Origin of the sequence: Undibacterium sp. Tian12W (assembly GCF_049339405.1) — a bacterium.
In the GTDB taxonomy this organism is placed as follows: domain Bacteria; phylum Pseudomonadota; class Gammaproteobacteria; order Burkholderiales; family Burkholderiaceae_D; genus Undibacterium.
The window spans coordinates 1-22722 of record NZ_JBMPPK010000011.1 but is presented as its reverse complement, the minus strand read 5'-3'; the positions used below and the strand labels follow the sequence as shown (position 1 = coordinate 22722).

The following is a 22722-nucleotide window of genomic DNA, read 5'->3' as shown; positions in this document are numbered from 1 at the left end:
AACCATATCCATACATCCATCCCAGCCTGATGCAGCATAAAAATAAACTCCACCACCTCTGCATCATTACCCTGTTGATGACGACAGCCAGCCTCGTCGCCTGCAAAAAAACTGCCGACCCCACTGCCAACACTACTGCCAACACTACTGCCAACACTACTGCCAACACTACTGCCAACACTACTGCCAGCACGGTAGCAGTGCAACCCGCCAGCGTGCTTGCATCCGCAATAGAAACCAGCACTGCCGCAGAAGCAATCCCAGACGCCGCGCCTGCATCCACAGAACCTGGCCCCTTCGGCCTCGCCATGGCCATCAGCGAAACTGAGCTCGCCAGCAAATTGGGCTTTGTCAAATCCAGCAAAGCCAAGCATCTGTTCGAAGGTCAGCCACCCAAACCCGCAGATGATTTCAGTGACTACTATGCCGTCACTGCACCTATCAGCGGCGTCTGCAAGGTCGGTGCATCGCGCACCATCACCGCCGTTAGTGGCACAGGCGAACAAATCAAAGCCGCCGCCGACCGCATCGCGCAAGCGCTGGAACAGCAATACGGCAAACCCAGCCTCAAAAAAGACAAAGTCAAAACCGACATCTACAGCCGCCGCCCGCAATTCTGGATGGTCGGCCTCAAAGAAGGTTCGGTCAGCTACGGCTACCTGTGGGCCAATGGCAAAACCGAACGCGAACTGCCCGACAACATCCTCAACATCATCGTCTTCGCCCAGGCCCACGCCATCAACCGCGGCGAAGTAGGCGTCAGTTATGAGTTTGCGAATTATGCGGATTGTCAGAAGGAGTGGCGGCTGGAGAAGGGGAGGAAGTCTTGATTGTTGTCAGGCGCATCAAGCACGTAATAAATGGAGACAACATGCAAAAAAACATAGATTCAAAAGATGTGCCGCAATGGATAGCATCCAGCACCACGGCGGAAGACGCCAATCAACTGCAAGCATGGTCTCTTGCCATGATTAGCAGGATAGAACGCGGTGACCTCAGCATCGGCATCCTTTCACTAGATGAAGCGCGTCAGGTTCCGCTGGCCTTGCGCAAGGCCTTTGAACTTGGACTGATAGAGGCAGGCATACATTTGGCCGACTGGCTGGTGCGCAATCCTACCGATGATGCCGATATTCCAGCCGCAGAACAAGTCTTGCTGGAAGTGATCGCCCTAGGTAAACAAGATGCTGCTGTGCCTCTGATGCACTATCGTTGGATTTACCGACGCGATACCTGTAGCGATGAAGAAGCGCAGCAATCCTTCGCCTTGCTCAATAGATGGTGCATACAACACCAGGATGACAGCGATGCTCTCTACCTGTTAGCGCTAGTCACCTGCCACGGCTTTGGTACCGATGAAAACCCGGTCAGATCGGCGCAAATGCTTAACAAGGCAGCCTCCATGGGCAATGCCGACGCCATGTTTGAACTCTTTATCTACAATGCCCAGGGCATAGGCGTAGAGGTCAATGACGACAATGCTGTCATCTGCCTGCGCCGCGCCGCCGAAGCTGGACAACTGCGTGCCATGTACAACCTCGGTGCTTTCCATGCCACTGGTCGTTATGTAGAACAAGACATGGCACTATCAGTAGCCTGGTACAAACGCGCCGCAGAAGCCGGGCACCCAAAATCTGCCGAGACACTCGCCATCATGTATGAAGAAGGCGAGGGCGTAGAGCAGGACGATGCAATGGCGCAAAAGTATTGGGATATGATTGCCTGATAAAGCCGTGCGGACAAAACGTAAAGGCCACTCAACGCAGAGGAACAGTCAGCAGGGTGCGAATTTAGAATGAACGTGCGGCTCTTATAACCGTATCGAAGCCCTGGAGTTTAAAGCACCGCAACACATATTCAGGTCATCCCAGCGCAGGCTGGGATCCATCTGCGTAAATGCCGTTATCAACGATAGTGAGTAGCCTTCAGTAGTATGGATACGGGCGATATCACGATGCCGCAGCAACATCAGGTTCCTGCATTCATGCAGTTAAACTCAAGCATAAACCGTCCCCGCTAAAGCCGCCTTGATCCCGGCACTGCCTTTATCCACTATCGCCAGAAAAACCGCTTTCGCTTCTGCCGCATCCTGCTTTTGCCTGAAGCTTTGGTGCGCCTGTATCAGTGCGACCGTCCATGTCGCCAGCAACAGGTTGGCGGCCAGTATGGCGTCGGTGTCGCCAGCTTCGCGCTTGACGGATAAGGCCATTGCCTCTGCCACGACCTGGGCTATCTCATCGCGTATAGCCCTGGCGCGTGCCTTCAGGGTGTCGCTGCCTTCTATGGTTTCTATAAAGCCCTGGCTGCCTGGGGAGATAAAACCTTTGGCACCGGCGGCGAACCTGACATAAGGGCTTTCGTCTGCCACCAGTTTATGTGCAAGCAGGCGCAAGGTTTCAACTGGAGAAATAGCAGGGTCGCGCTGGCGCAAAGCCTCGCGCAGCATTTCGCGCCCCTCTTCATCTCGGTCAAAGAACATGTCTTCTTTGCGTGGGAAGTGATTGAACACCGTCATGCGCCCCACGTCAGCCGCCGCTGCAATTTCATCCACCGTCACATGATCAAAGCCGCGCTCCTGGAAGAGCAGGGTGGCGGCATCAGAGATGCCCTGGCGCATGGCCAGGCGTTTGCGGGTGCGGAGATCGGTAGGGTTTGACATGGACGGCATCATAGCATATATTAAATGTACTCAGTATATATTTATATTAAGTACATATTTAGAAAGACTCATTTTATGAATACATTAACAAGTACAGGCAGCCAGCATACACAGGCCGCACGGGCGGGCAATAACCGCGCCCTGGCGGTCATCTTCGCCGCCATTGGTCTCGACGCTGTCGGCATAGGCCTGATCTTCCCCATCCTGCCGCGCCTGCTGGCAGAGGTCACCCATGGCGACAATGTCGCGCCCTACATAGGTATCATGACTGCGCTATATGCGGTGATGCAGTTTGTCTTTGCGCCCGTGCTCGGTGCATTGAGTGACAGGTTGGGCCGTCGCCCGGTATTGCTGATCTCGCTGGCCGGGGCTGCCATCAATTACCTCGTCATGGCATTCGCGCCACAACTCTGGATGCTGTTTCTGGGCCGCGCCATCGCCGGGTTGAGCAGCGCCAATATGTCGGTGGCCATGGCCTATATCACCGACATCTCACCAGAAGACCAGCGGGCGCGTCGCTTTGGCCTGTTCAATGCCGTGTTTGGGGCAGGCTTCATCATTGGCCCCATCCTTGGTGGCGTGCTCGGTGACTATGGCCTGCGCCTGCCTTTCATTGCAGCAGCGATCCTGAATGCGGCCAACCTGCTGATGGCCTTTTTTGTCTTGCCAGAATCACGCACACCCAGCCGCGAGAAGCTGGACCTGGCAGCACTCAACCCGCTGCGCCCATTGCGCTGGACGTGGCGCATGAAAAACCTGCTACCCGTGATCCTGCTCTTCTTCATCCTCAGCATGACGGGCGAGGTGTATGGCACCTGCTGGTCACTGTGGGGCAATGATGCCATCCACTGGAACGGTCTGTGGATAGGCCTGTCGCTAGGCACCTATGGCCTGTGTCAGGCACTCGCGCAAGCTTTCTTGCCCGGTCCTGCAGTCAAACTGCTGGGCGAGCGCGGCACCATTTTGACCGGCTTTGTGGGTACCTGTCTGGCCCTGGTCGTCATGGCTTTTGCCAAACAGGGCTGGATGGTATTTGCCGTCATGCCAGTGTTTGTGCTGGGCGGCGTCGGCATACCGGCCTTGCAGTCGCTGGCAAGCCGCATGGTCGATGAGGGCATGCAGGGGCAATTCCAGGGCGTGCTGGCATCCGCCGTCAGCCTCGCGTCCATCATTGGCCCGCTGATGTTCTCTACGCTGTATTTTGTCGTGCGGTCACAATGGCCAGGGGCGATCTGGCTCAGCGTGATGCTGGTGTATGCGCTGGCGGTGCCATTGGTGCTAAGCTTAAGATTCCGTAGTGCTGAGTGAGTTAGAAAATCTTATGCAAAGCTTTTTATCATGGCTATCGACCTATCCCTATGCTTATAACGTAGTTGGAATTGTCTTGCTCCTGCCCGGGTTTATCCTTGTTTTTATCGCGTCTCGCGGGTTTTAAAAGGCGGCGAGAAGGGAAACAATAAGTCCTATATCGATTATCTATTGATATGGCCTATCGTTATTGAACACCATAAAAAGTCTGCGACCAAAAATTCAAATAAATTTATTGTCTGGGGTTTGCTGGTGATGGTGATGCTGGTTGTGGGGAGTATGGTTTTCTTGAATTGATGGCGGTAAGGTGGCGTGCAATGACATGAAAACCTTGTTCCTATAACCGTATCGAAGCATTTTCGTCTGTAAATCAGCAATCAATATTCAGGTCATCCCAGCGCAGGCTGGGATCCATCTGTGCAAGTTCCGTTAAATGAAAATAAGCAAAATCTCTTACGGAAGAAAGGCCTCCCATTTTGCTATCAATTTGCTGCTTTCCTTTTCCAAATTATAGACAACGCCATTGATGGAGTCTTTGTATTTCATCTTGCTTCTTGAAAGAGACATCATCGGATTTTGAATTTTTCTTTCACTGCCATACTTGTTGTCTATCATCTGCCTTACCAGGACACCATCATGTAAATTCCAGGAGCCGGATTCTTGTTCTTCATAAATTGCACCGTCTGAGGATTTGATCTTAAAATGTATCGTTGCAGTGCCATCAAGAGCGAAAGAGGAGCGTGACATCATTTTTCGTCTTCCTTTTTTATCATGGGATAGTGAGTACCACACTCCCTCAAAAAGGCTTTCATCAAAAGAACTTGCAAAGAATTTCCACCAGGGTTTCTTTATTGCTTTGTTTGAATAATTGAAATTGATTTTATAATTCCAGCCCTGGTCTGCCTTAAAAAAATGTAGGGTTGCATCTCGCCAGATGTCCCCATTTTGCCGCATGACGACATAGACTTCTTCGCACAAATCTCTTAAAGGACCACTGATTTGCGCTTTGTCATTACTTTTTGCATTCTTGAGTTTGTAATTGATATTCAAGCCATCACTATCCATGTGCAAAAATCCTTCTGACCACGAAGCAGGTGAGCACTTGATACTTTCTGCAAGCAGGGCATTGATCAAGCCAGCATATTGATTCAATTTCTCTTCAAACATCGACTTTCCTAGCCTTCATAAAATAAGTAGATACTGATGATGGCACTGCACAAAAGATCAGTAAATTTTATTTCCTGTTTACCGCGTCAACCGATACAAATAAATCGCCGTCCTGATCGTCGCTCTTTGTATCGAAGAAATATCCAGGTCTTCATCCGGTGAATGCGCACCTCTACCTGTGGCGCCGAGGCCATCCAGGCTATCGACATAGGGCGAGACGAATTGGATGTCGCCAGCGCCGCGTTCACCCGGTGGGATGGCCTTGATTTCACCGAGACCTGCGTCAAAACTGGCTTTGGAATACAGGTCTAGCAGGGCGTAGTTGCCCGGCGTGGGGGACATCGGTGGGTAATTTTCGTTAAAGCGTATCGTTGCGCTGGTGCCAGCCAGGTTTTTGCTGACGATGTCTTTCATGCGGTCTCTGGCGCGCTGGCCCTGCTCTACACTGAGGTAACGCAAATCGCCATGTACCTGGGCGCTGGGGGCGATGACATTGGTCTTGCCAAAGGCTGTACCCTTGCTGCTCAGGTTGTCGTAACTGATTTCGGTGCCACCGACGATATTGCCGGGGTTGAAGGTCAGGTCAGGTTCGATCAATTGTTCGCGAAAGCTGTTGAGGATACGTGCAGTTTCATAAATCGCGCCATAGCCATTGTGGCCAAACACGGAGGCAGAATGGCCTTGTTTAGCCGTCACATCCAGCACAAAACCGCCAGAGGCGCGGCGGCCTACGGTGCCGGTGGCATTACCGTTTTTATCGAGCGCCGTACCCTCAAAGGCCAGGGCTACGTCACTGCGTTTGGCGGCGTTGATAAGGTCGTTACGGGCGGTGGCAAGCGGGTGACCCGGGCTTTCTTCATCGCCGCTGAAAATGACCTGTATGCGGGTATTGTCGAGTGCGCCCACGGCATGCAGAGCGCGCAGCGCTTCTATCATGATGACGTCGCCACCCTTCATGTCATTGACGCCCTGGCCGCGCACGCGGTTGCCCTGCCTGTTCCACAATTGCACGGCACTGTCTTTTTCAAACACGGTATCGAGATGGCCTATCATCAGCACGCGCTTGCCTTGCTTGCCTTCACGCTCTGCCAGCAAATGCCCGGCACGGTTCATGGCCGCTGGCATTTCAGACCAGCTGGTCTTGAAGCCCAGGCCCTCAAGCTCATTGCTGAATAACTTGCCGACATCGCGTACACCTGCTTGATTGAGTGTACCGCTGTTGATGTTGACGCTGCGCTCCAGCAGTTGCAGCGCGGCTTCTGACCTGGCCTGCACAGCAGCGACAATTTTTTGTTCAGTCGGTGACAGGCTTTGCGCGTTGGCAGTGGATGTCAATGCGCCTATGGATAAAGCGATGCAAAACGGGAGCACTTTTTTGATGAGCATGGCGCGTTCCTGATATCTTTGTTGGCTGGTTTGGACAGATGCATAATGTACACCGTTTTACAAGTAACGGGGTAGAGAGAAAACATCAGTAGGGTGCGCCGTGCGCACCATTTTTTTGACACGTTGATGGTGCGCACGGCGCACCCTACGCATCCTTCCCACGCTTACCATGGTTGCCAAACAACGCCATCCCACCTATCGCCAGCAACACGCAGGCGATGCCTGTAAGCTGGCTGCTGCTGACCACTTCGCCGAGCACCACAACTGCCAGCACTACGGCAGATACCGGGGCCAGGGCCGTAAAGAGTGCGGCTTCGCTGCCACTGACTTTGGCCGCGCCTGCATACCATAGCAAAAAACCGGCCACGGTCGGCACCATCGCATAATAGACAACGGCCCATACTGCCTTGCTGGTGACAGGCGTCTGCCACGGCATTTCAAACACGGCGGGGATGATGGACAAGGCCAGACCCAGGCCCGTCATGATGGTCGATAAGGCTAAAGGTGGGATTGCCGTCTTCAGGCGTTTATTCAGCAGGATGAACAAGCCTTCACAAACAATGGCAGCAAAGATCAGGGCATTGCCCAGTAGTGAATGCTGAGCACCTGCATTTGCCCCTTCCGCCCGCACAGCGATCGACAACACGCCTGCACCCGCCAGCAACACAGCCAGCAATAAACTGGCTTGCGGTCTTTCACCCAGCAAGACGATGGCAATCGCGGCAGAGACAATGGGCAGGGTGCCGATGATCACAGCGGCATCGGCCGCCGATGTCAGGTGCATGCCACTGATGAGCAGGGTGGTGTAGCCGACACTGCCAGCGCCCGCCTGCAAGACCAGCAAGAACCAGTCGCGCTTGCCCAGCCTGGGCAGTCGCGCGCCGGTGACGCGCATCAAGAATAAAAAGCAGGGAAAGGCGATGGCAAAACGCAGCGCCGTTGCGGTGAACACCGGCAAGCCACTGCCTATGACTTTGCTGGCGACTACCGTACTGCCAACGACGATCATCGCCAGCGACAAATATATATATCCTGTGAATCTGTCTGACATCGCCTGCCTCACCCTGTATGGAAAGGCTACAGCGTGCCAGCTTGAAATGGCGTCGTCTTGAATAAAATTGCAGGCTAGCTCCTGGAGCTATATACCCCGGGTGATATCCCAAAATTACGCACGAACAGTCGCGTCAGGTGGCTCTGATCAGCAAAGCCGCTATCCACCGCGACTTGTACCAGTGGCATGCCCGCTGCAATCAGGCGGCGTGCATGGTGCAGGCGGCGTTGCAGGATATACGCATGCGGCGTCATGCCAGTGGCTTTGGCAAAAGCACGCAAGAGCTGGAAACGGCTCAGGCCGCTTTGCTGCGCCAGATCTTGCAGACTGAGGATGGCGGTCGGATCATCATCAATGCGGCTGCGCGCACGCTGTATGGCTGACGGCACACCCTGCACACCCTGGCTGAGCAGGCTTGCGGGCTGCATGACGTTGGCAAACAGCATGAGCATCTGCTCTTCTGCTGATGCATGCGTCCCCTGTGGAGATGTCATGGTTGCAAACAATGTCTGCACTGCCTGGCTGATACGTTTGTCACGCATGACAGGCAGGAAAAATTCTGCCCGCGCAGTCTTGCCTTCCGTGATGTCATCCATGAGGCTGGCAATCAGTGCGGGTTCCACATACAGCATCTGCCAGCAGCGCCCGCTATCACCTATGGGTGTGCCATCATGGATTTCACCGGGATTGACGGTAATCGTATCGCCCGCCATGGCTTCGACCATGCCGACGCCACTCAGGGATTTCTGTGCGCCTTGCACGACCACGCCTATGCCAAACTGCTCATGCATATGTCGCCCAAAGCTGTGCCTGGATTGCGCCCGCACTGCTTCTACGCCGGGTAAATGGCAGGGCAGCATGGTGAATTGTTTTTGCGGGCTGGCGGGCATGATGATGTCGGGTGATGCGATGGCTTAGGATAGCATTTTTGATGAGAACAGGTGAGACAAGTATTCGCCTGAATTGGCCTGGGGATAACAAGCGAACTACAATTTAACCGTGATGTAGGGACGTAGTTTCGTAGGTTGGGCTACGTTTCATCAGCCCAACACTGGGCGGTTAAAGAACGTACCTTAGCATATAAGACCAAGCCATGAATTTGCTTCATTCCGCATGCCTTATATAAGTATTTATAGGCCCAGTGTTGGGCTGATGAAACGTAGCCTAGCGAGGCCCGGCCCAACCTACAGAAATCTACAGGAAATGAACACTCACAAACCCAACACCGCATGCACATAATTGACAGGTGCATGATCTGCCATTGAACGAAAACCGACATTCTCACTGCGCCACGCGTGGGCTATCAGATAATCTGCCTTGGCGATGGTCTGGTCTTGCAACATGTCCAGATTGCTGGCGGCAGCAATCAGTGCGCCGTGGCGGTCAAGATAATGCATGCCACGCACGTGGGAATAATATTCGGATTCTGGCGGCAGGATGGTGACGATATCAGCGCAATTCACATAGCGATCGACCTGGCGGTTTTTAAACATGGCCGCAAAGCTGGCATTGCCCACCCGCGGCGAGCCAAACGTCACCAGCCTACTGTCCGGCAGCAGGGCTGCGGCCAGTGTGGCGATGGCGGCACCCAGGCTGTGGCCGGTGATATAGATTTTGTTCGCCGTACAGTTTTTCAGCCAGTCATTCAACTGCGTGGCGATGCTGTCGTAGGCACGCAAAAAACCATCATGTACCTGGCCATCACCCTGCCAGTTCACTGGCCAGAACAAACCATCGATAAGAATGTCAGTCGGGTCATCCGGCTGCGTACCTCGGAAGGCAATATAGGCCGTGTCACCCTTGATGACAGCAAAGCCCTGGGTTTGGGTATTTGCACCCAGCAACAAGCTGGCCTCACCAAACTGAGCTTGCGTCAATATGCCCTGGAAATGTTCCAGCACCTGCCCGCCTTTTTCATAATGCCAGTAAGCCAGCCGCGCCAGCTCGGCACAAATCGCATGGGTGGTCCAGGGTAATGCCGTGCCCAGCAGGGCAGGCTGGGATTCAGGATGGAACAGGGCAGTTTTGCTGGGGTCATATTGCATGTGCGCTCCTGTGGCAGGACAGGGATGGTCATTTCAAGATAGTGTAAACTTAATTATTTTGCAAATAAATCATGATTGCCGATTGATCTGCCACATTCATCCTCGCAGTCATCTTCGCAGTCATCTTCGCAGTCATCCTCGCATTAATACCCGCATTAATCCCCCCCATCAATCCTATCTCAAATGCCTTGCAAACTCTTTTCATATTCCCCCGGCGTCATCCCCACAAGTTGCCTGAAATCCCGCACAAAATGGGCCTGGTCAAAGTAACCCAGTTCCAGCGCCAGGGCTGTCCAGCTCAGGATTTTGCCAGTCTGCACCTGGGCCACGGCTTCATGCAGGCGGTAGCGTTGTATGACCCACTTGGGGCCTATGCCCACGTATTTCTGGAACAATCTTTGCAGGCTGCGTTTATCCAGGTCTGCGATTGCCATCACGTCTTCGACGGTGAGGATATTGCGGTCTTGCTCTATTTGCGTCATCCAGGTGCTAATGCGGTCGATTTGCGCATCGGCTGGCGGCTGGTGACGCAGCAAGAATGTTTCTGCCGCAGCGCACATGGCTTGCACATTATCTGCGGCAAGTATCTGCGCGCAAAAGTCTCTACCGTCTTTGCCAAAACAAGCGCTCACATCAATGGATGTATTGCCCAGTTGCGCCACCGCCTGCCGATAAAATGGATAAAAACCGCCAGGCTTGAACTTGATGCCAAATACTCTGTCCTTGCCTTGTAGCGTACGCATAAAGCGCCCGCTATGTACGCCGTAGATGCGCGCCTGGCCATTTTCCACCACCAGGTGCACATTCGGATGTGGCAGGGTGGCCTGCTCCTGCGCTGGCAGGCCGCGCAAATCCCAGGCCACATACCAGTAATGCGCGACCAGCCCGGCCAGTGCGGGCGAGGGTAGTTGGCGATGGTGCTGGAATTCACCCTCGCTAAAGGCCGGGCGTAGCACGCCGCGTGCCTGGCCGGCGTCTGTGCTGGTGATTGTCGAAGCAGGCTGGTTCATCTCTGTGCCTCTTGTCGCGTTTTTACTATCCTGTGCATGATGACTCTGGTGTAATCCTGTTCATGTATTCTTCCATAGGGAGCAGAGATGAAAACCATACTATCCAGCACTATCGCTATTGTCGTCGCCAGCACTTTCTGTCTGTATACTGGTATGTCCATGGCACAAACTGCAGCATCCCCATCCACCATTGTAAAGGAGCAGCGCATGCAAAACACGCATAAGGTCAGCGGCACATTTGAAGTCAAGCTCAGCCCGCAAGCTGCCGCAACGGGCATCGAGGCTGCAAAACTGGGCCGCATGACGATAGACAAGCAATTCCATGGTGAGCTGCAAGCCCACAGCCTGGGTGAGATGATGTCAGCCATGGGCGAGATCAAGGGCTCAGCGGGTTATGTCGCCATAGAAAGGGTGAGCGGCACTCTGGCAGGCAAAAAAGGCAGCTTCGTGCTCATGCACACCGGCACCATGAACCGTGGTCAGCCGCAATTGACGATACAGGTCGTGCCTGATTCTGGTACCGACGAGCTGACAGGTATCAGTGGCAGCATGGGTATAGACATCAAGGAAGGCCAGCATTTTTACAGCTTTGAATACAGCTTGCCTTGAAGATAGTAATGATCATCTTTCCCCTGTTTTGCACGTCATTTGCGAATTAAGCTTGAGATTTAATTAATTAACAATTATTCTTGTGCCAATTAATGGCACCTGTTCTGGTTGTGCTCATGCCCGATATCGCTTAAGACCCTTGCCGTGCAATTCAACCCAAGAAGGAATGGATGATGACATATACACTGGATACCGATACTCCCGCAGAAGCCGCCCTGGTCGTTGCCCTGATCGCCATGCCGGTTGGCACGGTAACCAGCTTTTTGGGGCAAAACGCGCCGAATGGCTGGTTGCTTTGCGATGGCTCGCGCGTAGATCAGGCAACTTATCCCAACCTGTACCCATTATTGGTCAACGGTGCCCTGCCAGACCTGCGCAGCCGCTTTGTTGTCGGTGCAGGACAAGGCGCAGGCCTGAGTAACTATCCTACCAGCGCAACTGGTGGCTACGAAGCCGTGACGCTGACTACTGCGCAACTGCCATCGCATTCACACACCATCAACGGCGGCAATTTTGGCTTGCACAACCGTTCGTTTGAAGGTGATGACGACACCGACCTCCCCTATGAAACCAGGTATAACACCCCCATTAATGGCACCGATAAAACCGGCGGCGATCAACCCCATGAAAACCGGCCCCCGTATTTTGCGCTGACGTATATCGTCAAATATTGAGTCGGGAAGAAATTACCCCGTAGGGTGCGTCTTGACGCACCATATCCGTGTCAGGAAAACGGTGCGCACGGCGCACCCTGCCCGGCGACATCACGCGCATTGCATTAGAATCGATGCTGTTCTCTACATCATTCAAGATCTATGCACCGCGCCTGGAACCCCACCCGCAGAAATAAAAATATAGGCACCAAATCCCAGGGTCATGGCAATGACAACCGCATGGTCGTGCCCGAAGCCTGGGGCGAAATTTTTTACGAAAAGCTCACTACGCATGTGCTGGTCAGGCGCGATATCGCCGGGCGCGAAATGCGTTTCTTTGTCGAACCAACCCGGTCTGACTGTTTTTATGCCTGCAGCATCGATGATATCTGCAGGGTGCTTGCGCATTGCCCGGCAGAAGCCTTATCTGCTTTTGATTTCATCGTGCTGCGCCAGCCCACGCGCAAGCAGCGTATCCTGCGTCCGTGCTGGGGAAGGGCGATATTCTCGTTTGAGATAAGCAAGCAGCCTGGTGCCGCCATTGTCATTGAGGCGCATAATCTTGCTGGCTATACATGGCCAAAATCGCTGAGCCAGGAAAGCCAGCGTGAGCTGGCGCGCTTGCAGCAAGATGGCCATGTCATCACCCGCACCCGCCGGGGCTATTCAATTTCATCTGATACCCAGGCCATGCGCAATACGATTTTGTACCGCACACTCTTGCATGAGACTGGCCATCATATCGATTACAAACGCAGCACGGATGAAGGATGGGATGGCAAGACCAGCTCCACCAAAGAAGACTATGCACACCGCTTTGCGGGAGAGCTGTATGCCAGACTGGAGCAGCAGGCTGTCGTGCCATTTGCCCCCATACTCGATGAAGCCGCAATGGCGCGGGATGGGCTGGACCTTGCGTGGTTTTGTCCGCCTGCTCCGGTAGATTCTGAATCATAGCTATAAGCGTAGCCGTAAGGTAGGGCGCATTGCAATGCGCCGCATGTCATCGTTGTGTATAGCAAAGATTGCCTGCCACGGTAGCTTGAATATCCGTGCGGTGCATTACAATGCGCCTCCCGTTATGGTTAGGTTACAGCCTTGACATGCAATGTTTGCGGGTTTCGTAGGGTGCGCCATGCGCACCGTTTTTGTATGCGACGACGGTGCGCACGGCGCACCCTACTGGGCGATCCCTACCTATCAAAAATACCTGATCCAAGCCTTCCCGCTTTGCCGCTTGTAACGCGCAAAGGCGCGGCAGGGATAATACAATATAGGTATCAAGGCAGCAGAAATCAACCAGATTTGCCAGACATGATCGACACCAAACCTCTGTCCATGGTTGGCACCGAATGCAGCAAGCATTATCTTCTGCAAACCCAGCAAGACATACAGATGCAGCAGGTAATAAAACATCGGTGCGCCACCAAACACGCTGGCGATGCGGCTTAACTTGCCTGGGTATTTTTCCAGCAAGGCTAAACAGCACATGCCTATGCCCAGCGTCAGCAAGGCAAAGTCCAGCGAGGGTGGGTACTTGGTCAGGTTGAAGAAAGACATCAGCGTCAGCAAGCTGTTGCCATGATTTTGCCATGGCTGGGTTTCACCATAGTGATTTATACCGCGCAGCACGGCAAACATAAGCAGGGCAGTGATGCCCAGGATAGTCAGCAGGCGCTGGCGGCGTTGTGCACTGATGTCTGCGGCATACAAACGGCCAGCAACATAACCCAGCAAGATGATGCCTATCCACGGCAGCAGAGGGTAGCTGACCTTGATGTTGATTGCCGCATCATTGATGAGATAGCCACGATGCAGCAGCAAGGTCCACAAGGCATGCGACACGGTGCCGGGTGCAAAACTCAGGTCAGCCAGGGCATTGTGCCCAGTGACGATCAGCAAACCCAGAATGCCCAATAAGAGCGGCGGCAGTTTGTGCAGCAGGCCGAGGATAATCATGCAAAGGCCGATGACCCAGATCACTTGCAGGTAAATCGTCGCAAGCGGAAATTGCCCGACCCAGGCGAAATTGACTAGCGTCAGTTCCAGTGCCACCAGCAACAAACCGCGCTTGATCAGAAAGCCGCCGGCATCGCGAGGGCCAGATGGCGGGTTTGCATACAGCCATGCAGACAAGCCCGTCAGGAATACAAATACCGGTGCGCACAGATGCGCCATCAGCCGCGTAAAGAACAATGCTGGTGCAGTCTGGCCCACATCCATAGGGTCGCTGACTTGCTGATGCAAAAAGAAAGTCTCGCGCACATGGTCAAACATCATGATCATCATGGCCAGGCCGCGCAACGCATCGATGCTGCTGATGCGCTGGCTGGTTTTTTGAGCGGCCACGTCCATCAGAACTGTTGATGCAGAGTGAGGCTGACATTGCGCTCAGCTCCCGGCGCGACCCACAACTGGCTATACGAACTGGCGTAATAGCGTTTGTTGAACAGGTTATCCACATTCAACGATACCCGCGTGGTTTTGCTCGGGCTGTAAGAAGACATGAGTTTCACTGTTGTGTAAGCTGGCAGCACAAAGCTGGAAGACACCGCCACATCACCCAGGCGTTCACCCACATAATTGATACCTGCACCCACGCTGGCCCTGGCTGTGCCTATGGTGAATAACTGGCTCAGGATAAGGTTGGCGCTATGCTTTGCCACATTCGGAAAACGGCTGCCAGTGATGATGGTGTTGTCGCCTTTGGTGACGGTCGCATCGGTGTAGGCATAGGCGGCAGACAGGCGCAGGTCAGTGGCGATGTCGCCCGCCACATCCAGCTCCAGCCCCTTGCTGCCGACTTCACCTGCCGCAATCGAGAAATCGGTATTGACCGGGTTAGTGGTCAGCACATTGCTTTTCTTGATACGGTAAAGCGCAACGGTGGCGCTGGTCTTGTTGTCTGGCGTATCAAACTTGAGGCCCAATTCATAAGAGCGGCTTTCTTCTGCCGGGAAGGCTGTGTTACTGATGCTGATGCCGCTATTTGGGCGGAAGCCTTTTGCGACATTCGCATACAGCGATATGCCTGCTATGGGTTGATACACCAGGCCAGCACGCGGGCTAGTGGCACTGAGTGACTGGCTGCTGGCGACTGATGCGCGATAATTCGTCAGGGTCTGGTCATAATGGTCGCTGCGCAAGCCCAGCAGCGCCTTCCATTGCGTGCCCAGATCAAGCTGGTCTTGCAGGTAGAGGCCACGTGCACGCTGGTTTTCCAGGGTGTTGACAGACAGCGTCAGCGGGTCGGCAGTCTTGCCATACACAGGATTGTAGATGTCGATGGCATAGGCGTTGGTGGCCGATGGATTGCGGCGCAACTGCACGCGGCTGTCATCAAACTGATAGGTGTCCACACCCAGCAAGAAATGGTGCTTGATGGCCGCAGTGTCAAACTTGCCCACCAGTTCCACCCGCGCAGATTTATCCGTCGCAGAAAAATCACGGTAGCGGCGCTGGCGGCGCAAGGTACGTTCATCTGCCAGCAGATTATTTGCCTCGGTAGAGTAACCATTGAGTGCACTGTCGCGATACGACAAGCCACTTTGCAGCGACCATTGCTGGTTAAAGTCATGCTGCACAAACACCTGGTGCCCCAGCGACTTCACCGTCATCAGGCCATCGCCTGGTTCACCCAGAAAACGGGAATTGGGTATCAGGCCCAGTTTGCCATTCACGGCCAGTACGCCACGGTCAAACGGTGTTTTTTGCTCACTGGCTTCGAGTTCATACGAGAGTGTCGTGCGCTCGCCTATCAGCCATACCAGCGAAGGCGAGACAAAGCTGCGCTTGCTGCTGATGGTGTCGCGGTAGCTGTTAGCCTGTTCTGCTGCGGCATTGATGCGGTAGGCGAAGTTATCGCTGACTGGCCCGGTCAGGTCGGCAGCGATGCGGTACGTCTGGTGGCTGGCCAGCGTCAGGTCAACATCATACTCAGGCTTGAAGCGCGGTTTCTTGGTCATGATATTCACCGTGCCACCAGGTTCACCACGGCCATACAGGGCTGACGATGGCCCTTTCAATATCTCGATGGATTGCGTACTCGCAGTATCACGCAAGCCATTGTAACCACGGCTGGAACTGAAGCCATTGACCATATAGTCAGACCCAAAATTAGGGTCGCCGGTAAAACCGCGCATGGCATAGCTGTCCCACAAACCACCAAGATTGCTTTGCCGCGCAATGCCGCTCGTCAAGTCCAGCGCATTGTTGAGGCTGGTGACGCCATTGTCTTTCAGCAGATCAGCCGTCAAGACCCGCACGCTTTGCGGCAGGTCAGCCAGCAAGGCATCGGTCTTGGTGGCACCAGTGGCGGAGATGCTGCGGTAGTTTTGTCTTTGGGCTTTGATCAGGACTTCGGTTTGGGGTTGGTCCTGGGCGTGGGTGAGCACGGGGTATGCGGCGGCGATGAGGAGGGTGAGGTGTTTGTAGTGCATGGGTGTTCCTGGGAAAATTGAAAAATCGATTTGGGGACGGAGATTGAAAGGTTGAAATACCGTAGGTTGGGCCGGGGCGTAGGTTGGGCTACGCTTCATCAGCCCAACACTCGGCGTTTAAATGACGTATACGTTTGCTGAGGCCCAGTGTTGGGCTGATGAGGCGTAGCCCAACCTACATCACGGCCCAACCTACGCTCCGGCCTAACCTGCTCCGGTTCGCATAACCTACTTCGGATAAACATAAACCTCCACCTTCATCCCCTTGAGGCGATACCCCGCGCTACCCATGGACGTATCACTACGCGTCGTCTCCAGCACACCGCTGACCCATACCGCGTCCATCATCTGTATCTTCGCGGGTTTGTCGAGTACCACATCGATGATCTGGTTCGCAGGCGGTGGCGGGGTGTGGATGCAGCCGCCAAAGTAAGGCACGAGCAAAAATTCGCGCAGCTTGCCGCGTTCGCCGTCGAGCGGCACGATGAAGCCGGGTATCCTGATGCGCGTGCCATTGAGGCTGGCTTCGACTGGTGCCTTGTCCCAGGCTTCGCGCATGGTTTGCAAGGCGGCCATGGCGCGTGGGTCACCGTCGTTGAGGAAATTCATGTCCAGGTTCTTGAAGTCCTTGCTGGGGTCCCAGTTCTTGGGGATCAGGGCTTCCCAGCGGATTTCCTTGTAGCTTTCGCTGGCGGCAGGCGCGGGTGCAGGCTTGCTGGCGGGCGCTGCTGATGCAGATGATCCTACAGCTTTATTCTGCGGCAGCCTGTCCCCGACTTTATATTGCCCGCTGGGTTCCGCCGCTTTGGCTGTCATCAGCAGCCAGGCAGTCAGCATGAATAAAATGCAGCAGGCGCTGCCCAGCCAGAACTGGTAAGCAAAGCGGGATTGATGTTTTGGTTTCATCGTTGTTCTCTCATTTTTACAGGCGCGGCATAAGTCCATCCGCCAGCGAATTACGGTAAGCCAGCCAGGCCGGTACCAGGCTGGTCAGCATGCCCATCAGCACCACCAGGCCCAGCAATGGGATTTCTGTCGCATTGAGAATGCAGGGTTTGATGAGGATGCCGTAATGCATCTGTACCCAGTCCTTGCCCGCCAGCGTCAGCACATCAAGCAAGAGCAGGCCGCTGATGGCGCCGGCGATGGTCAGGCCCAGGCTCTCAGCCATCAGCATCAAAAACAGGTGCCCCGGCCTGGCACCGGCAGAACGCAAAATCGCCAGCTCACGCCTGCGCTCATTGAGGCTGGCCAGCATCACCGCCAGCAAGCCTGCACTGCCCAGCACCACCAGCAGTGAAGACATCGCCAGCAAGACCCGTTCAATGATGCTGATGACTTGCCACAACTGATCCAGCGCCACACCAGGCAGCACGGCCAGCAAGGCATCGCCACTCTTGGTATTAATCTGCCTTTGCAAACGAAACACCATGCTGCGCTTGTGCAGCCCCACCAGCACGGCAGTGATTTCCTTGGGCTGCAAATCAAACTTACGTGCATGCTCGGCGGCGATAGAAAAGCCCGGCACGGGTGCGCCGCCTTGCCAGTCAAGATGGATGGCCTGCATGGCTTGCAGACTGATATGCACGCTGTGATCGACCGGTGTGCCCGTGCGTGCCAGTACACCCACTACCTTGAAAGGTTTGTCGGCATGTTCAGCCAAAGCAGCATCGCCAGTACCATGACTGAGCGTGATTTTTGTACCGACCTGATAGCCCAGTTTGTCTGCCACATCTGCCCCAATGACGGCGTCAAACAAATGATCTGCATCCCCGACAAAAGCCTGCCCCACCCGCAGTTGCAGGCTTTGCGCATCACCATAGCGAAAACGGCTGAAATAATCTGGCGTGGTACCCACTACCGCAAAGCCGCGATGCGAGTCACCCAGCGACAGCGGCACGGCCCATGCCACCGCCGGGTCATGCAGCAAATCCTGGTAACTTTGCCAGGCAATATTATTGGTCGCCGCACCGATGCGAAAAACCGCGTACAGCATCAGTTGCACCGGGCTGGTACGCGCACCCACGACCAGGTCAGTGCCTGAGATGGCATGCGAAAAGCCTTCACGCGCATCATTACGCAACCTCTCAACCGCCAGCAGCAGGCAGACCGACAGGCTAATGACGAACAGCATCAGGCCTAGCGTCAGGCGGCGGTTCCAGGCGCTTTTGCCTGCCAGTCGCAAGAAATATAGTAACTGCGAAAATAACTGCGAAAACATCAGTGCTGCTCCACGCGGTTGATTTTTTGCAAGTCCAGCTCGCGGTTAAACTGACTGGACAGCCTGTGGTCATGGCTGACAAATAACAGGCTGCTGCCATGGCTGGCGCATTGCTGCAAAATGAGCGCGATAAAATCTTTTTGCCTGTCAGCATCCAGTGCCGATGTAGGTTCATCAGCGATGATGATTTCTGGTTGGCCTATCAACGCACGCGCCGCAGCCACGCGCTGTTGCTGGCCTATGCTCAGTCCTGTGACATGGCGCTGATACAGGTGGACATCCAGCCCCAACGTATCCAGCAAAGCCACTGCCGCTTCGCGCGGGCTGCCATGCGCCGCGCTGGCACGTTGCTGCCTTCTTACCGAAAGTCGGCAAGGCAGCAAGACATTCTCCAGCATAGACAGATAAGGGATAAGGTTGAACTGCTGGAAAATAAATCCCGCATGATCCACCCGGAAGCGGTCACGCGCTGCGCCAGACAAGGCACCCAGGTCACTACCCAGCACCGTGACCTGCCCACGCTGCGGCGTGATGATGCCACCCGCCAGCGACAACAGCGTGCTCTTGCCACTGCCACTGGGTCCGTACAGGAATACGCTTTCACCCTTGCTGATGCTCAAGTTTTCTATGTCCAGACACGCTGCCTGCCCGGCCTGCCAGCGAAACTGCACGTTGCTCAGGCTCAGTGCAGTGCTGCTGTCTTTTTCTATTGCAGACATCACCATGCCAGCATGCGCTGTTTTGGTGTCAGTGTTGCTGCTACCTGCCCACGCGCGCCTGCCATTTGCGCATCGACCTTGTGTATCGCAGGGAAGGCATCAAACAAGCTCAGTTGCAGCGACTTCAGTGCGGCGACTTTGGTGCAGGCATACTCATATTCAGCATGCAGGTTTGCATGTTCATCCTTGGCTGCCGTCGTAGCCACTGTGGTTTGCAGCACAGGCGCAACTACTTTCACCGTGGCTAGCTGGCAGTCTGCCTCGGCATTGAGTTTCAATAAGGTATCCGGCTTTTGCATGAGATCAAGCAAAGCCTTGGCGGCCTGTTTTTGCTTGTCCGTGCGCGGCGCATGTTCAAAGCCCAGCAGATTATCCAGGGGGCTGTCAAATTCCAGCGTCAGCTTGTTGCCATCCTGCGCCAGCAAGACAGTCGCGCTGCCGTGTACATGGGCTTCGTGGGCATTGCTGTTGATTACTGTCGCTTGCAATGCAGCGAGCAGGGCGAGGGGGATCAGTTTGTTCATGTTGTTACTTCCATTTGTTGCGTGACCTTCTCGTTGACTTCGTCGTCTTCGTCATCATCGGTCTCCATCCACGATGGGAAAGGGTCGTCATAGCTGGCCCAACTTGCTTGCCCTTGCTCCATTTCCGCATTTGTCAGCAGACAGGCATCCAGCGTCGTTTCTATCGCTGCCTGATCCATATCCACACCAATGAACACCAACTCCTGGCGGCGGTCACCATGTGGTTCTATGCATTTGCTTAAAATATGCTGCTGGTAATCTGCATCCTGCGGCCACTCTGCCTTGCTGACAGCAGACCACCACAAGCCTGCTTCATGGTGACGGCAAATGCCACCCGCCTGTGACCATTCGCCCGCGATATCCATGCGCGTCGCCAGCCAGAAATAACCTTTTGACCGCACCACACCCGCAAAGCCCTGGTGTATGCAAGACCAGAAACGCTGCGGGTGAAACGGCCTGCGCGCGCGATAGGCAAAGCTGCGTATGCCGTATTCTTCACTCTCGGGCACATGCTCGCCGCGCAGTTCCTTCAGCCAGCCTGGTGCGGCAGATGCCTGTTCAAAGTTGAAGCGGCCTGTGTTCAATATCCGCTCCAGCGGCAGATTCGAAAAACTGCAAGGCACGATATCTGCACGCGGGTTCAGCGCCTGCAAGATCTGGCTCAGTCGCTCAAATTCGGCAGCACTGACCATGTCTGCCTTGTTGAGGACGATGACATCGCAAAACTCTATCTGCTCGACCAGCAGATCGACCACGGTGCGTTCATCCTCTTCCCCCATGGATGTACCACGCTGGTTAAGGCTGTCACCCGACGCATAGTCGCGCAAGAAGTTATACGCATCCACTACCGTGACCATGGTATCGAGCCGCGCAATATCAGACAGGCTGCGGCCTTCTTCATCCCTGAAGGTAAAGGTCTCAGCCACTGGCATGGGTTCGGATATGCCGGTTGATTCAATCAGCAGATAATCAAATCGCTGCTCGCTGGCGAGCCGCTGGATTTCTATCAGCAAGTCTTCCCGCAAGGTGCAGCAAATGCAGCCATTGCTCATCTCGACCAGCTTTTCATCCGCCCGCGATAACTCCGCCCCACCTTGCCGTACCAGGTCTGCATCGATATTCACCTCTGACATATCATTGACAATCACCGCCACCCGCTTGCCTTCACGGTTATTGAGGATGTGATTCAGCAGGGTGGTTTTACCTGCACCCAAAAAGCCGGAGAGTACGGTGACGGGCAAGAGCGTAGGGTTGGGCATGATGGGTCCTGTGTCTGGGTTTGGTTAGGCTGTGATGCTGGTGATGTTGGTGATGCGTTATTTAGTGTTGATAGAGGATCGCAATTCAGGCCAGTTTTTTTAAAGGCAGAAGCGCGGAGATTCTGGCGCTGCTTCTACTTGTAAATGCAACTTTGTTGCATTATTGGTTTAAAAAAACAGACTGAAATCAGTCCGCATGCATTCTGGTATTCCACAATTTCCCGGCTCTGAACCGCGTGCATATAGACTGCAGCTCAGCAGTTCAACACCTCAAGCAAACAGGCAGCATCCGCCATGCATCAGGCACGCACATGGTTTGTTATCTCAACTCTATTTGCAACACAATTGCATTTTTCAGATCATAAAGTAATTCAAATTATTTTGCAACAGTGTTGCAATTGCTTCAGATGTAAATGAATGAGGGTGTGATGGCATTGTAGTGATGCTTCTGGCTACTGTAGCGCGGGATGCATGATGCTCCAAGATTTCTTGATAGGTGCTCAATCAAAAACGGTAAACTTTTCGTAGGAGCGGCTTCAGCCGCGAACAAGTGCTTCCATTGGCCGCATACGCTGGCCTTTAATCAACGTCGTGATGTAGGGCGCATTGCAATGCGCCGCATGGGTCTCACAATACCCCGGGGCAAATAATCTGTGCCGTGCATGGCGTTCACATACGGCGCATTGCAATGTACCTCCCTTTCCGCATATCGTCACAAAATTTCTTGATATGATGTGCAATCAAAAAATGGCAAACTCTTCGCAGGAGAGGCTTCAGCTTACGCCACGCGTCTGGAAGCACATGTCTGCTGACACTCCAGGACGTTCAGACTTGCATGATTTGGATCGGTGGGGTGATATTGGACTGAAATGAACGTTTACATATCAACCTTGTCATAACGCTGTTGGCGAACCGCATACTCGGGTATAAAATGCGCGCTCATCGTCAATAGCTAATTTTCAGAATCGTACAAGTTCTGGCTGGACGGTATTGCAAAGGAAAGCTCACATGAAACAAGCAGAAGCCCATCTGCGCGACTGGTTCAAAGCCAGCATCAAAGGCGCGCTGCCATCCGGTACGATACGCTGCAAACTCGATAGTGGATTCATCGGGTATTCCGGCTCAATCACCTCGGGTGAGAAGGATCGCGTCAAGACAGATATCTACGATCTCACTTCCGACACGCAAGAATATGAAGGCAGCTTCAGCCAATTGATGGAGGCACTATGGGAAGCATCGCGTTCCGAGCCGCTAGGCCCGCTTTACCATTGCAACATCGACGTGTTGCCTGAAGGTGGCATACAACTGCACTATTTTTGGGAAGGCACGCCATTTTCATCTGTCCGGGAATTGGAAACTGATTCCCGGCGCTCGGCGCCTTCATTCGTGTACCGGCGTCGCTACGACGCTGCGCTTATCTCCCAAATCAAGGACTATGAACTCGATGACGGCTTGTATTTCTTCATCCCCGCCCGTGTCGAAGCCGGCAAGCCAATATCGGAACCGATGCTGGAAATCTACGCCACACTGGACTGGCAAGGGGATGTTAAGGAACATCTGATTAAGTTCTAATTTCCATCAATTACAAAATCATGTTCCAGTCAAAGCATAAAACGTGCTGCTGAACATGATTTTCATCAAGAATTGGGGAGTTGTATCCCCAACTTCTTCA

Annotated in this window: 21 protein-coding genes; 7 read left to right on the top strand and 14 right to left on the bottom strand. The window is 54.0% G+C overall.

Going from position 1 to position 22722, the window contains the following annotated elements; all coding sequences use genetic code 11:
* The first annotated feature begins 29 nt into the window (after positions 1 to 29).
* A complete protein-coding gene (locus tag ACO0LI_RS14995; RefSeq protein ID WP_423033340.1) occupies positions 30 to 830 on the top strand; it encodes a hypothetical protein in 801 nt (266 codons plus the stop codon).
* Between the two features lie 41 nt (positions 831 to 871).
* Entirely contained in the window at positions 872 to 1726 is an 855-nt protein-coding gene (locus tag ACO0LI_RS14990) for a tetratricopeptide repeat protein (protein WP_423033338.1), read from the top strand.
* Between the two features lie 270 nt (positions 1727 to 1996).
* On the opposite strand, the gene ACO0LI_RS14985 is transcribed toward ACO0LI_RS14990, so the two are convergent.
* Positions 1997 to 2659 carry a TetR/AcrR family transcriptional regulator gene (locus ACO0LI_RS14985; RefSeq protein ID WP_423033336.1) on the bottom strand — a complete coding sequence of 221 codons (663 nt, stop codon included), beginning with the start codon at positions 2657 to 2659 and terminating at the stop codon, positions 1997 to 1999.
* A gap of 75 nt (positions 2660 to 2734) precedes the next feature.
* Between ACO0LI_RS14985 and ACO0LI_RS14980 the strand changes: the two genes are divergently transcribed.
* Positions 2735 to 3967: a TCR/Tet family MFS transporter gene (locus ACO0LI_RS14980; protein ID WP_423033334.1), complete on the top strand. Its 1233-nt coding sequence runs from the start codon at positions 2735 to 2737 to the stop codon at positions 3965 to 3967.
* A 453-nt stretch (positions 3968 to 4420) separates the two neighbouring features.
* Here the strand turns inward: ACO0LI_RS14980 and ACO0LI_RS14975 are convergent, their stop codons facing one another.
* From ACO0LI_RS14975 to ACO0LI_RS14950, 6 genes are all read right to left on the bottom strand, one after another.
* Positions 4421 to 5134: a hypothetical protein gene (locus ACO0LI_RS14975; protein WP_423033332.1), complete on the bottom strand. Its 714-nt coding sequence runs from the start codon at positions 5132 to 5134 to the stop codon at positions 4421 to 4423.
* A 78-nt stretch (positions 5135 to 5212) separates the two neighbouring features.
* Positions 5213 to 6520, bottom strand: a complete 1308-nt coding sequence (locus tag ACO0LI_RS14970; RefSeq protein ID WP_423033330.1) for a M20/M25/M40 family metallo-hydrolase — start codon at positions 6518 to 6520, stop codon at positions 5213 to 5215.
* 145 nt (positions 6521 to 6665) lie between these two features.
* The gene (locus tag ACO0LI_RS14965; RefSeq protein ID WP_423033328.1) at positions 6666 to 7571 is read right to left on the bottom strand and encodes a DMT family transporter; all 906 of its coding nucleotides are present in this window, start codon (positions 7569 to 7571) and stop codon (positions 6666 to 6668) included.
* A gap of 74 nt (positions 7572 to 7645) precedes the next feature.
* Positions 7646 to 8461: an AraC family transcriptional regulator gene (locus ACO0LI_RS14960; RefSeq protein WP_423033326.1), complete on the bottom strand. Its 816-nt coding sequence runs from the start codon at positions 8459 to 8461 to the stop codon at positions 7646 to 7648.
* Between the two features lie 321 nt (positions 8462 to 8782).
* The gene (locus ACO0LI_RS14955) at positions 8783 to 9616 is read right to left on the bottom strand and encodes a lipase family protein (protein ID WP_423033324.1); all 834 of its coding nucleotides are present in this window, start codon (positions 9614 to 9616) and stop codon (positions 8783 to 8785) included.
* 179 nt (positions 9617 to 9795) lie between these two features.
* Positions 9796 to 10626 carry a DUF6597 domain-containing transcriptional factor gene (locus tag ACO0LI_RS14950; protein WP_423033322.1) on the bottom strand — a complete coding sequence of 277 codons (831 nt, stop codon included), beginning with the start codon at positions 10624 to 10626 and terminating at the stop codon, positions 9796 to 9798.
* An 87-nt stretch (positions 10627 to 10713) separates the two neighbouring features.
* Between ACO0LI_RS14950 and ACO0LI_RS14945 the strand changes: the two genes are divergently transcribed.
* From ACO0LI_RS14945 to ACO0LI_RS14935, 3 genes are all read left to right on the top strand, one after another.
* Positions 10714 to 11235 carry a DUF3224 domain-containing protein gene (locus ACO0LI_RS14945; protein ID WP_423033320.1) on the top strand — a complete coding sequence of 174 codons (522 nt, stop codon included), beginning with the start codon at positions 10714 to 10716 and terminating at the stop codon, positions 11233 to 11235.
* A gap of 173 nt (positions 11236 to 11408) precedes the next feature.
* Positions 11409 to 11909 (top strand): phage tail protein, encoded by a 501-nt coding sequence (locus tag ACO0LI_RS14940; protein WP_423033318.1) that lies wholly within the window; start codon positions 11409 to 11411, stop codon positions 11907 to 11909.
* 141 nt (positions 11910 to 12050) lie between these two features.
* Positions 12051 to 12845: a hypothetical protein gene (locus ACO0LI_RS14935; RefSeq protein WP_423033316.1), complete on the top strand. Its 795-nt coding sequence runs from the start codon at positions 12051 to 12053 to the stop codon at positions 12843 to 12845.
* 243 nt (positions 12846 to 13088) lie between these two features.
* Here the strand turns inward: ACO0LI_RS14935 and ACO0LI_RS14930 are convergent, their stop codons facing one another.
* The 7 genes from ACO0LI_RS14930 to zigA form a co-directional block, all read right to left on the bottom strand.
* Positions 13089 to 14243 carry a DUF1624 domain-containing protein gene (locus ACO0LI_RS14930; RefSeq protein ID WP_423033314.1) on the bottom strand — a complete coding sequence of 385 codons (1155 nt, stop codon included), beginning with the start codon at positions 14241 to 14243 and terminating at the stop codon, positions 13089 to 13091.
* A complete protein-coding gene (locus ACO0LI_RS14925; protein ID WP_423033312.1) occupies positions 14243 to 16327 on the bottom strand; it encodes a TonB-dependent siderophore receptor in 2085 nt (694 codons plus the stop codon). The genes ACO0LI_RS14930 and ACO0LI_RS14925 overlap by 1 nt, the downstream gene beginning before the upstream one ends.
* A gap of 228 nt (positions 16328 to 16555) precedes the next feature.
* Entirely contained in the window at positions 16556 to 17233 is a 678-nt protein-coding gene (locus ACO0LI_RS14920; RefSeq protein WP_423033310.1) for a DUF3299 domain-containing protein, read from the bottom strand.
* Between the two features lie 16 nt (positions 17234 to 17249).
* Complete coding sequence (locus ACO0LI_RS14915) at positions 17250 to 18548, bottom strand: ABC transporter permease (protein WP_423033308.1); 1299 nt, start codon at positions 18546 to 18548, stop codon at positions 17250 to 17252.
* Positions 18548 to 19267: an ABC transporter ATP-binding protein gene (locus tag ACO0LI_RS14910; RefSeq protein ID WP_423033306.1), complete on the bottom strand. Its 720-nt coding sequence runs from the start codon at positions 19265 to 19267 to the stop codon at positions 18548 to 18550. The genes ACO0LI_RS14915 and ACO0LI_RS14910 overlap by 1 nt, the downstream gene beginning before the upstream one ends.
* Positions 19267 to 19791 (bottom strand): DUF2796 domain-containing protein, encoded by a 525-nt coding sequence (locus ACO0LI_RS14905; RefSeq protein WP_423033304.1) that lies wholly within the window; start codon positions 19789 to 19791, stop codon positions 19267 to 19269. The genes ACO0LI_RS14910 and ACO0LI_RS14905 overlap by 1 nt, the downstream gene beginning before the upstream one ends.
* Positions 19788 to 21050 carry a zinc metallochaperone GTPase ZigA gene (zigA, locus tag ACO0LI_RS14900; RefSeq protein WP_423033302.1) on the bottom strand — a complete coding sequence of 421 codons (1263 nt, stop codon included), beginning with the start codon at positions 21048 to 21050 and terminating at the stop codon, positions 19788 to 19790. Before zigA ends, ACO0LI_RS14905 begins: the two co-directional genes overlap by 4 nt.
* A gap of 1008 nt (positions 21051 to 22058) precedes the next feature.
* On the opposite strand from zigA, the gene ACO0LI_RS14895 reads away from it, so the two are divergent.
* Complete coding sequence (locus ACO0LI_RS14895; RefSeq protein ID WP_423033300.1) at positions 22059 to 22622, top strand: hypothetical protein; 564 nt, start codon at positions 22059 to 22061, stop codon at positions 22620 to 22622.
* Positions 22623 to 22722: the final 100 nt, after the last annotated feature.

What these genes read in the sequence shown, in the direction of transcription:
- ACO0LI_RS14995 (WP_423033340.1), top strand. Translation starts at nt 30, where the DNA reads ATGCAGCATAAAAATAAACTCCACCACCTCTGCATCATTACCCTGTTG.
- ACO0LI_RS14990 (WP_423033338.1), top strand. Translation starts at nt 872, where the DNA reads ATGCAAAAAAACATAGATTCAAAAGATGTGCCGCAATGGATAGCATCC.
- ACO0LI_RS14985 (WP_423033336.1), bottom strand. Translation starts at nt 2,659, where the DNA reads ATGTCAAACCCTACCGATCTCCGCACCCGCAAACGCCTGGCCATGCGC.
- ACO0LI_RS14980 (WP_423033334.1), top strand. Translation starts at nt 2,735, where the DNA reads ATGAATACATTAACAAGTACAGGCAGCCAGCATACACAGGCCGCACGG.
- ACO0LI_RS14975 (WP_423033332.1), bottom strand. Translation starts at nt 5,134, where the DNA reads ATGTTTGAAGAGAAATTGAATCAATATGCTGGCTTGATCAATGCCCTG.
- ACO0LI_RS14970 (WP_423033330.1), bottom strand. Translation starts at nt 6,520, where the DNA reads ATGCTCATCAAAAAAGTGCTCCCGTTTTGCATCGCTTTATCCATAGGC.
- ACO0LI_RS14965 (WP_423033328.1), bottom strand. Translation starts at nt 7,571, where the DNA reads ATGTCAGACAGATTCACAGGATATATATATTTGTCGCTGGCGATGATC.
- ACO0LI_RS14960 (WP_423033326.1), bottom strand. Translation starts at nt 8,461, where the DNA reads ATGCCCGCCAGCCCGCAAAAACAATTCACCATGCTGCCCTGCCATTTA.
- ACO0LI_RS14955 (WP_423033324.1), bottom strand. Translation starts at nt 9,616, where the DNA reads ATGCAATATGACCCCAGCAAAACTGCCCTGTTCCATCCTGAATCCCAG.
- ACO0LI_RS14950 (WP_423033322.1), bottom strand. Translation starts at nt 10,626, where the DNA reads ATGAACCAGCCTGCTTCGACAATCACCAGCACAGACGCCGGCCAGGCA.
- ACO0LI_RS14945 (WP_423033320.1), top strand. Translation starts at nt 10,714, where the DNA reads ATGAAAACCATACTATCCAGCACTATCGCTATTGTCGTCGCCAGCACT.
- ACO0LI_RS14940 (WP_423033318.1), top strand. Translation starts at nt 11,409, where the DNA reads ATGACATATACACTGGATACCGATACTCCCGCAGAAGCCGCCCTGGTC.
- ACO0LI_RS14935 (WP_423033316.1), top strand. Translation starts at nt 12,051, where the DNA reads ATGCACCGCGCCTGGAACCCCACCCGCAGAAATAAAAATATAGGCACC.
- ACO0LI_RS14930 (WP_423033314.1), bottom strand. Translation starts at nt 14,243, where the DNA reads ATGGACGTGGCCGCTCAAAAAACCAGCCAGCGCATCAGCAGCATCGAT.
- ACO0LI_RS14925 (WP_423033312.1), bottom strand. Translation starts at nt 16,327, where the DNA reads ATGCACTACAAACACCTCACCCTCCTCATCGCCGCCGCATACCCCGTG.
- ACO0LI_RS14920 (WP_423033310.1), bottom strand. Translation starts at nt 17,233, where the DNA reads ATGAAACCAAAACATCAATCCCGCTTTGCTTACCAGTTCTGGCTGGGC.
- ACO0LI_RS14915 (WP_423033308.1), bottom strand. Translation starts at nt 18,548, where the DNA reads ATGTTTTCGCAGTTATTTTCGCAGTTACTATATTTCTTGCGACTGGCA.
- ACO0LI_RS14910 (WP_423033306.1), bottom strand. Translation starts at nt 19,267, where the DNA reads ATGTCTGCAATAGAAAAAGACAGCAGCACTGCACTGAGCCTGAGCAAC.
- ACO0LI_RS14905 (WP_423033304.1), bottom strand. Translation starts at nt 19,791, where the DNA reads ATGAACAAACTGATCCCCCTCGCCCTGCTCGCTGCATTGCAAGCGACA.
- zigA (WP_423033302.1), bottom strand. Translation starts at nt 21,050, where the DNA reads ATGCCCAACCCTACGCTCTTGCCCGTCACCGTACTCTCCGGCTTTTTG.
- ACO0LI_RS14895 (WP_423033300.1), top strand. Translation starts at nt 22,059, where the DNA reads ATGAAACAAGCAGAAGCCCATCTGCGCGACTGGTTCAAAGCCAGCATC.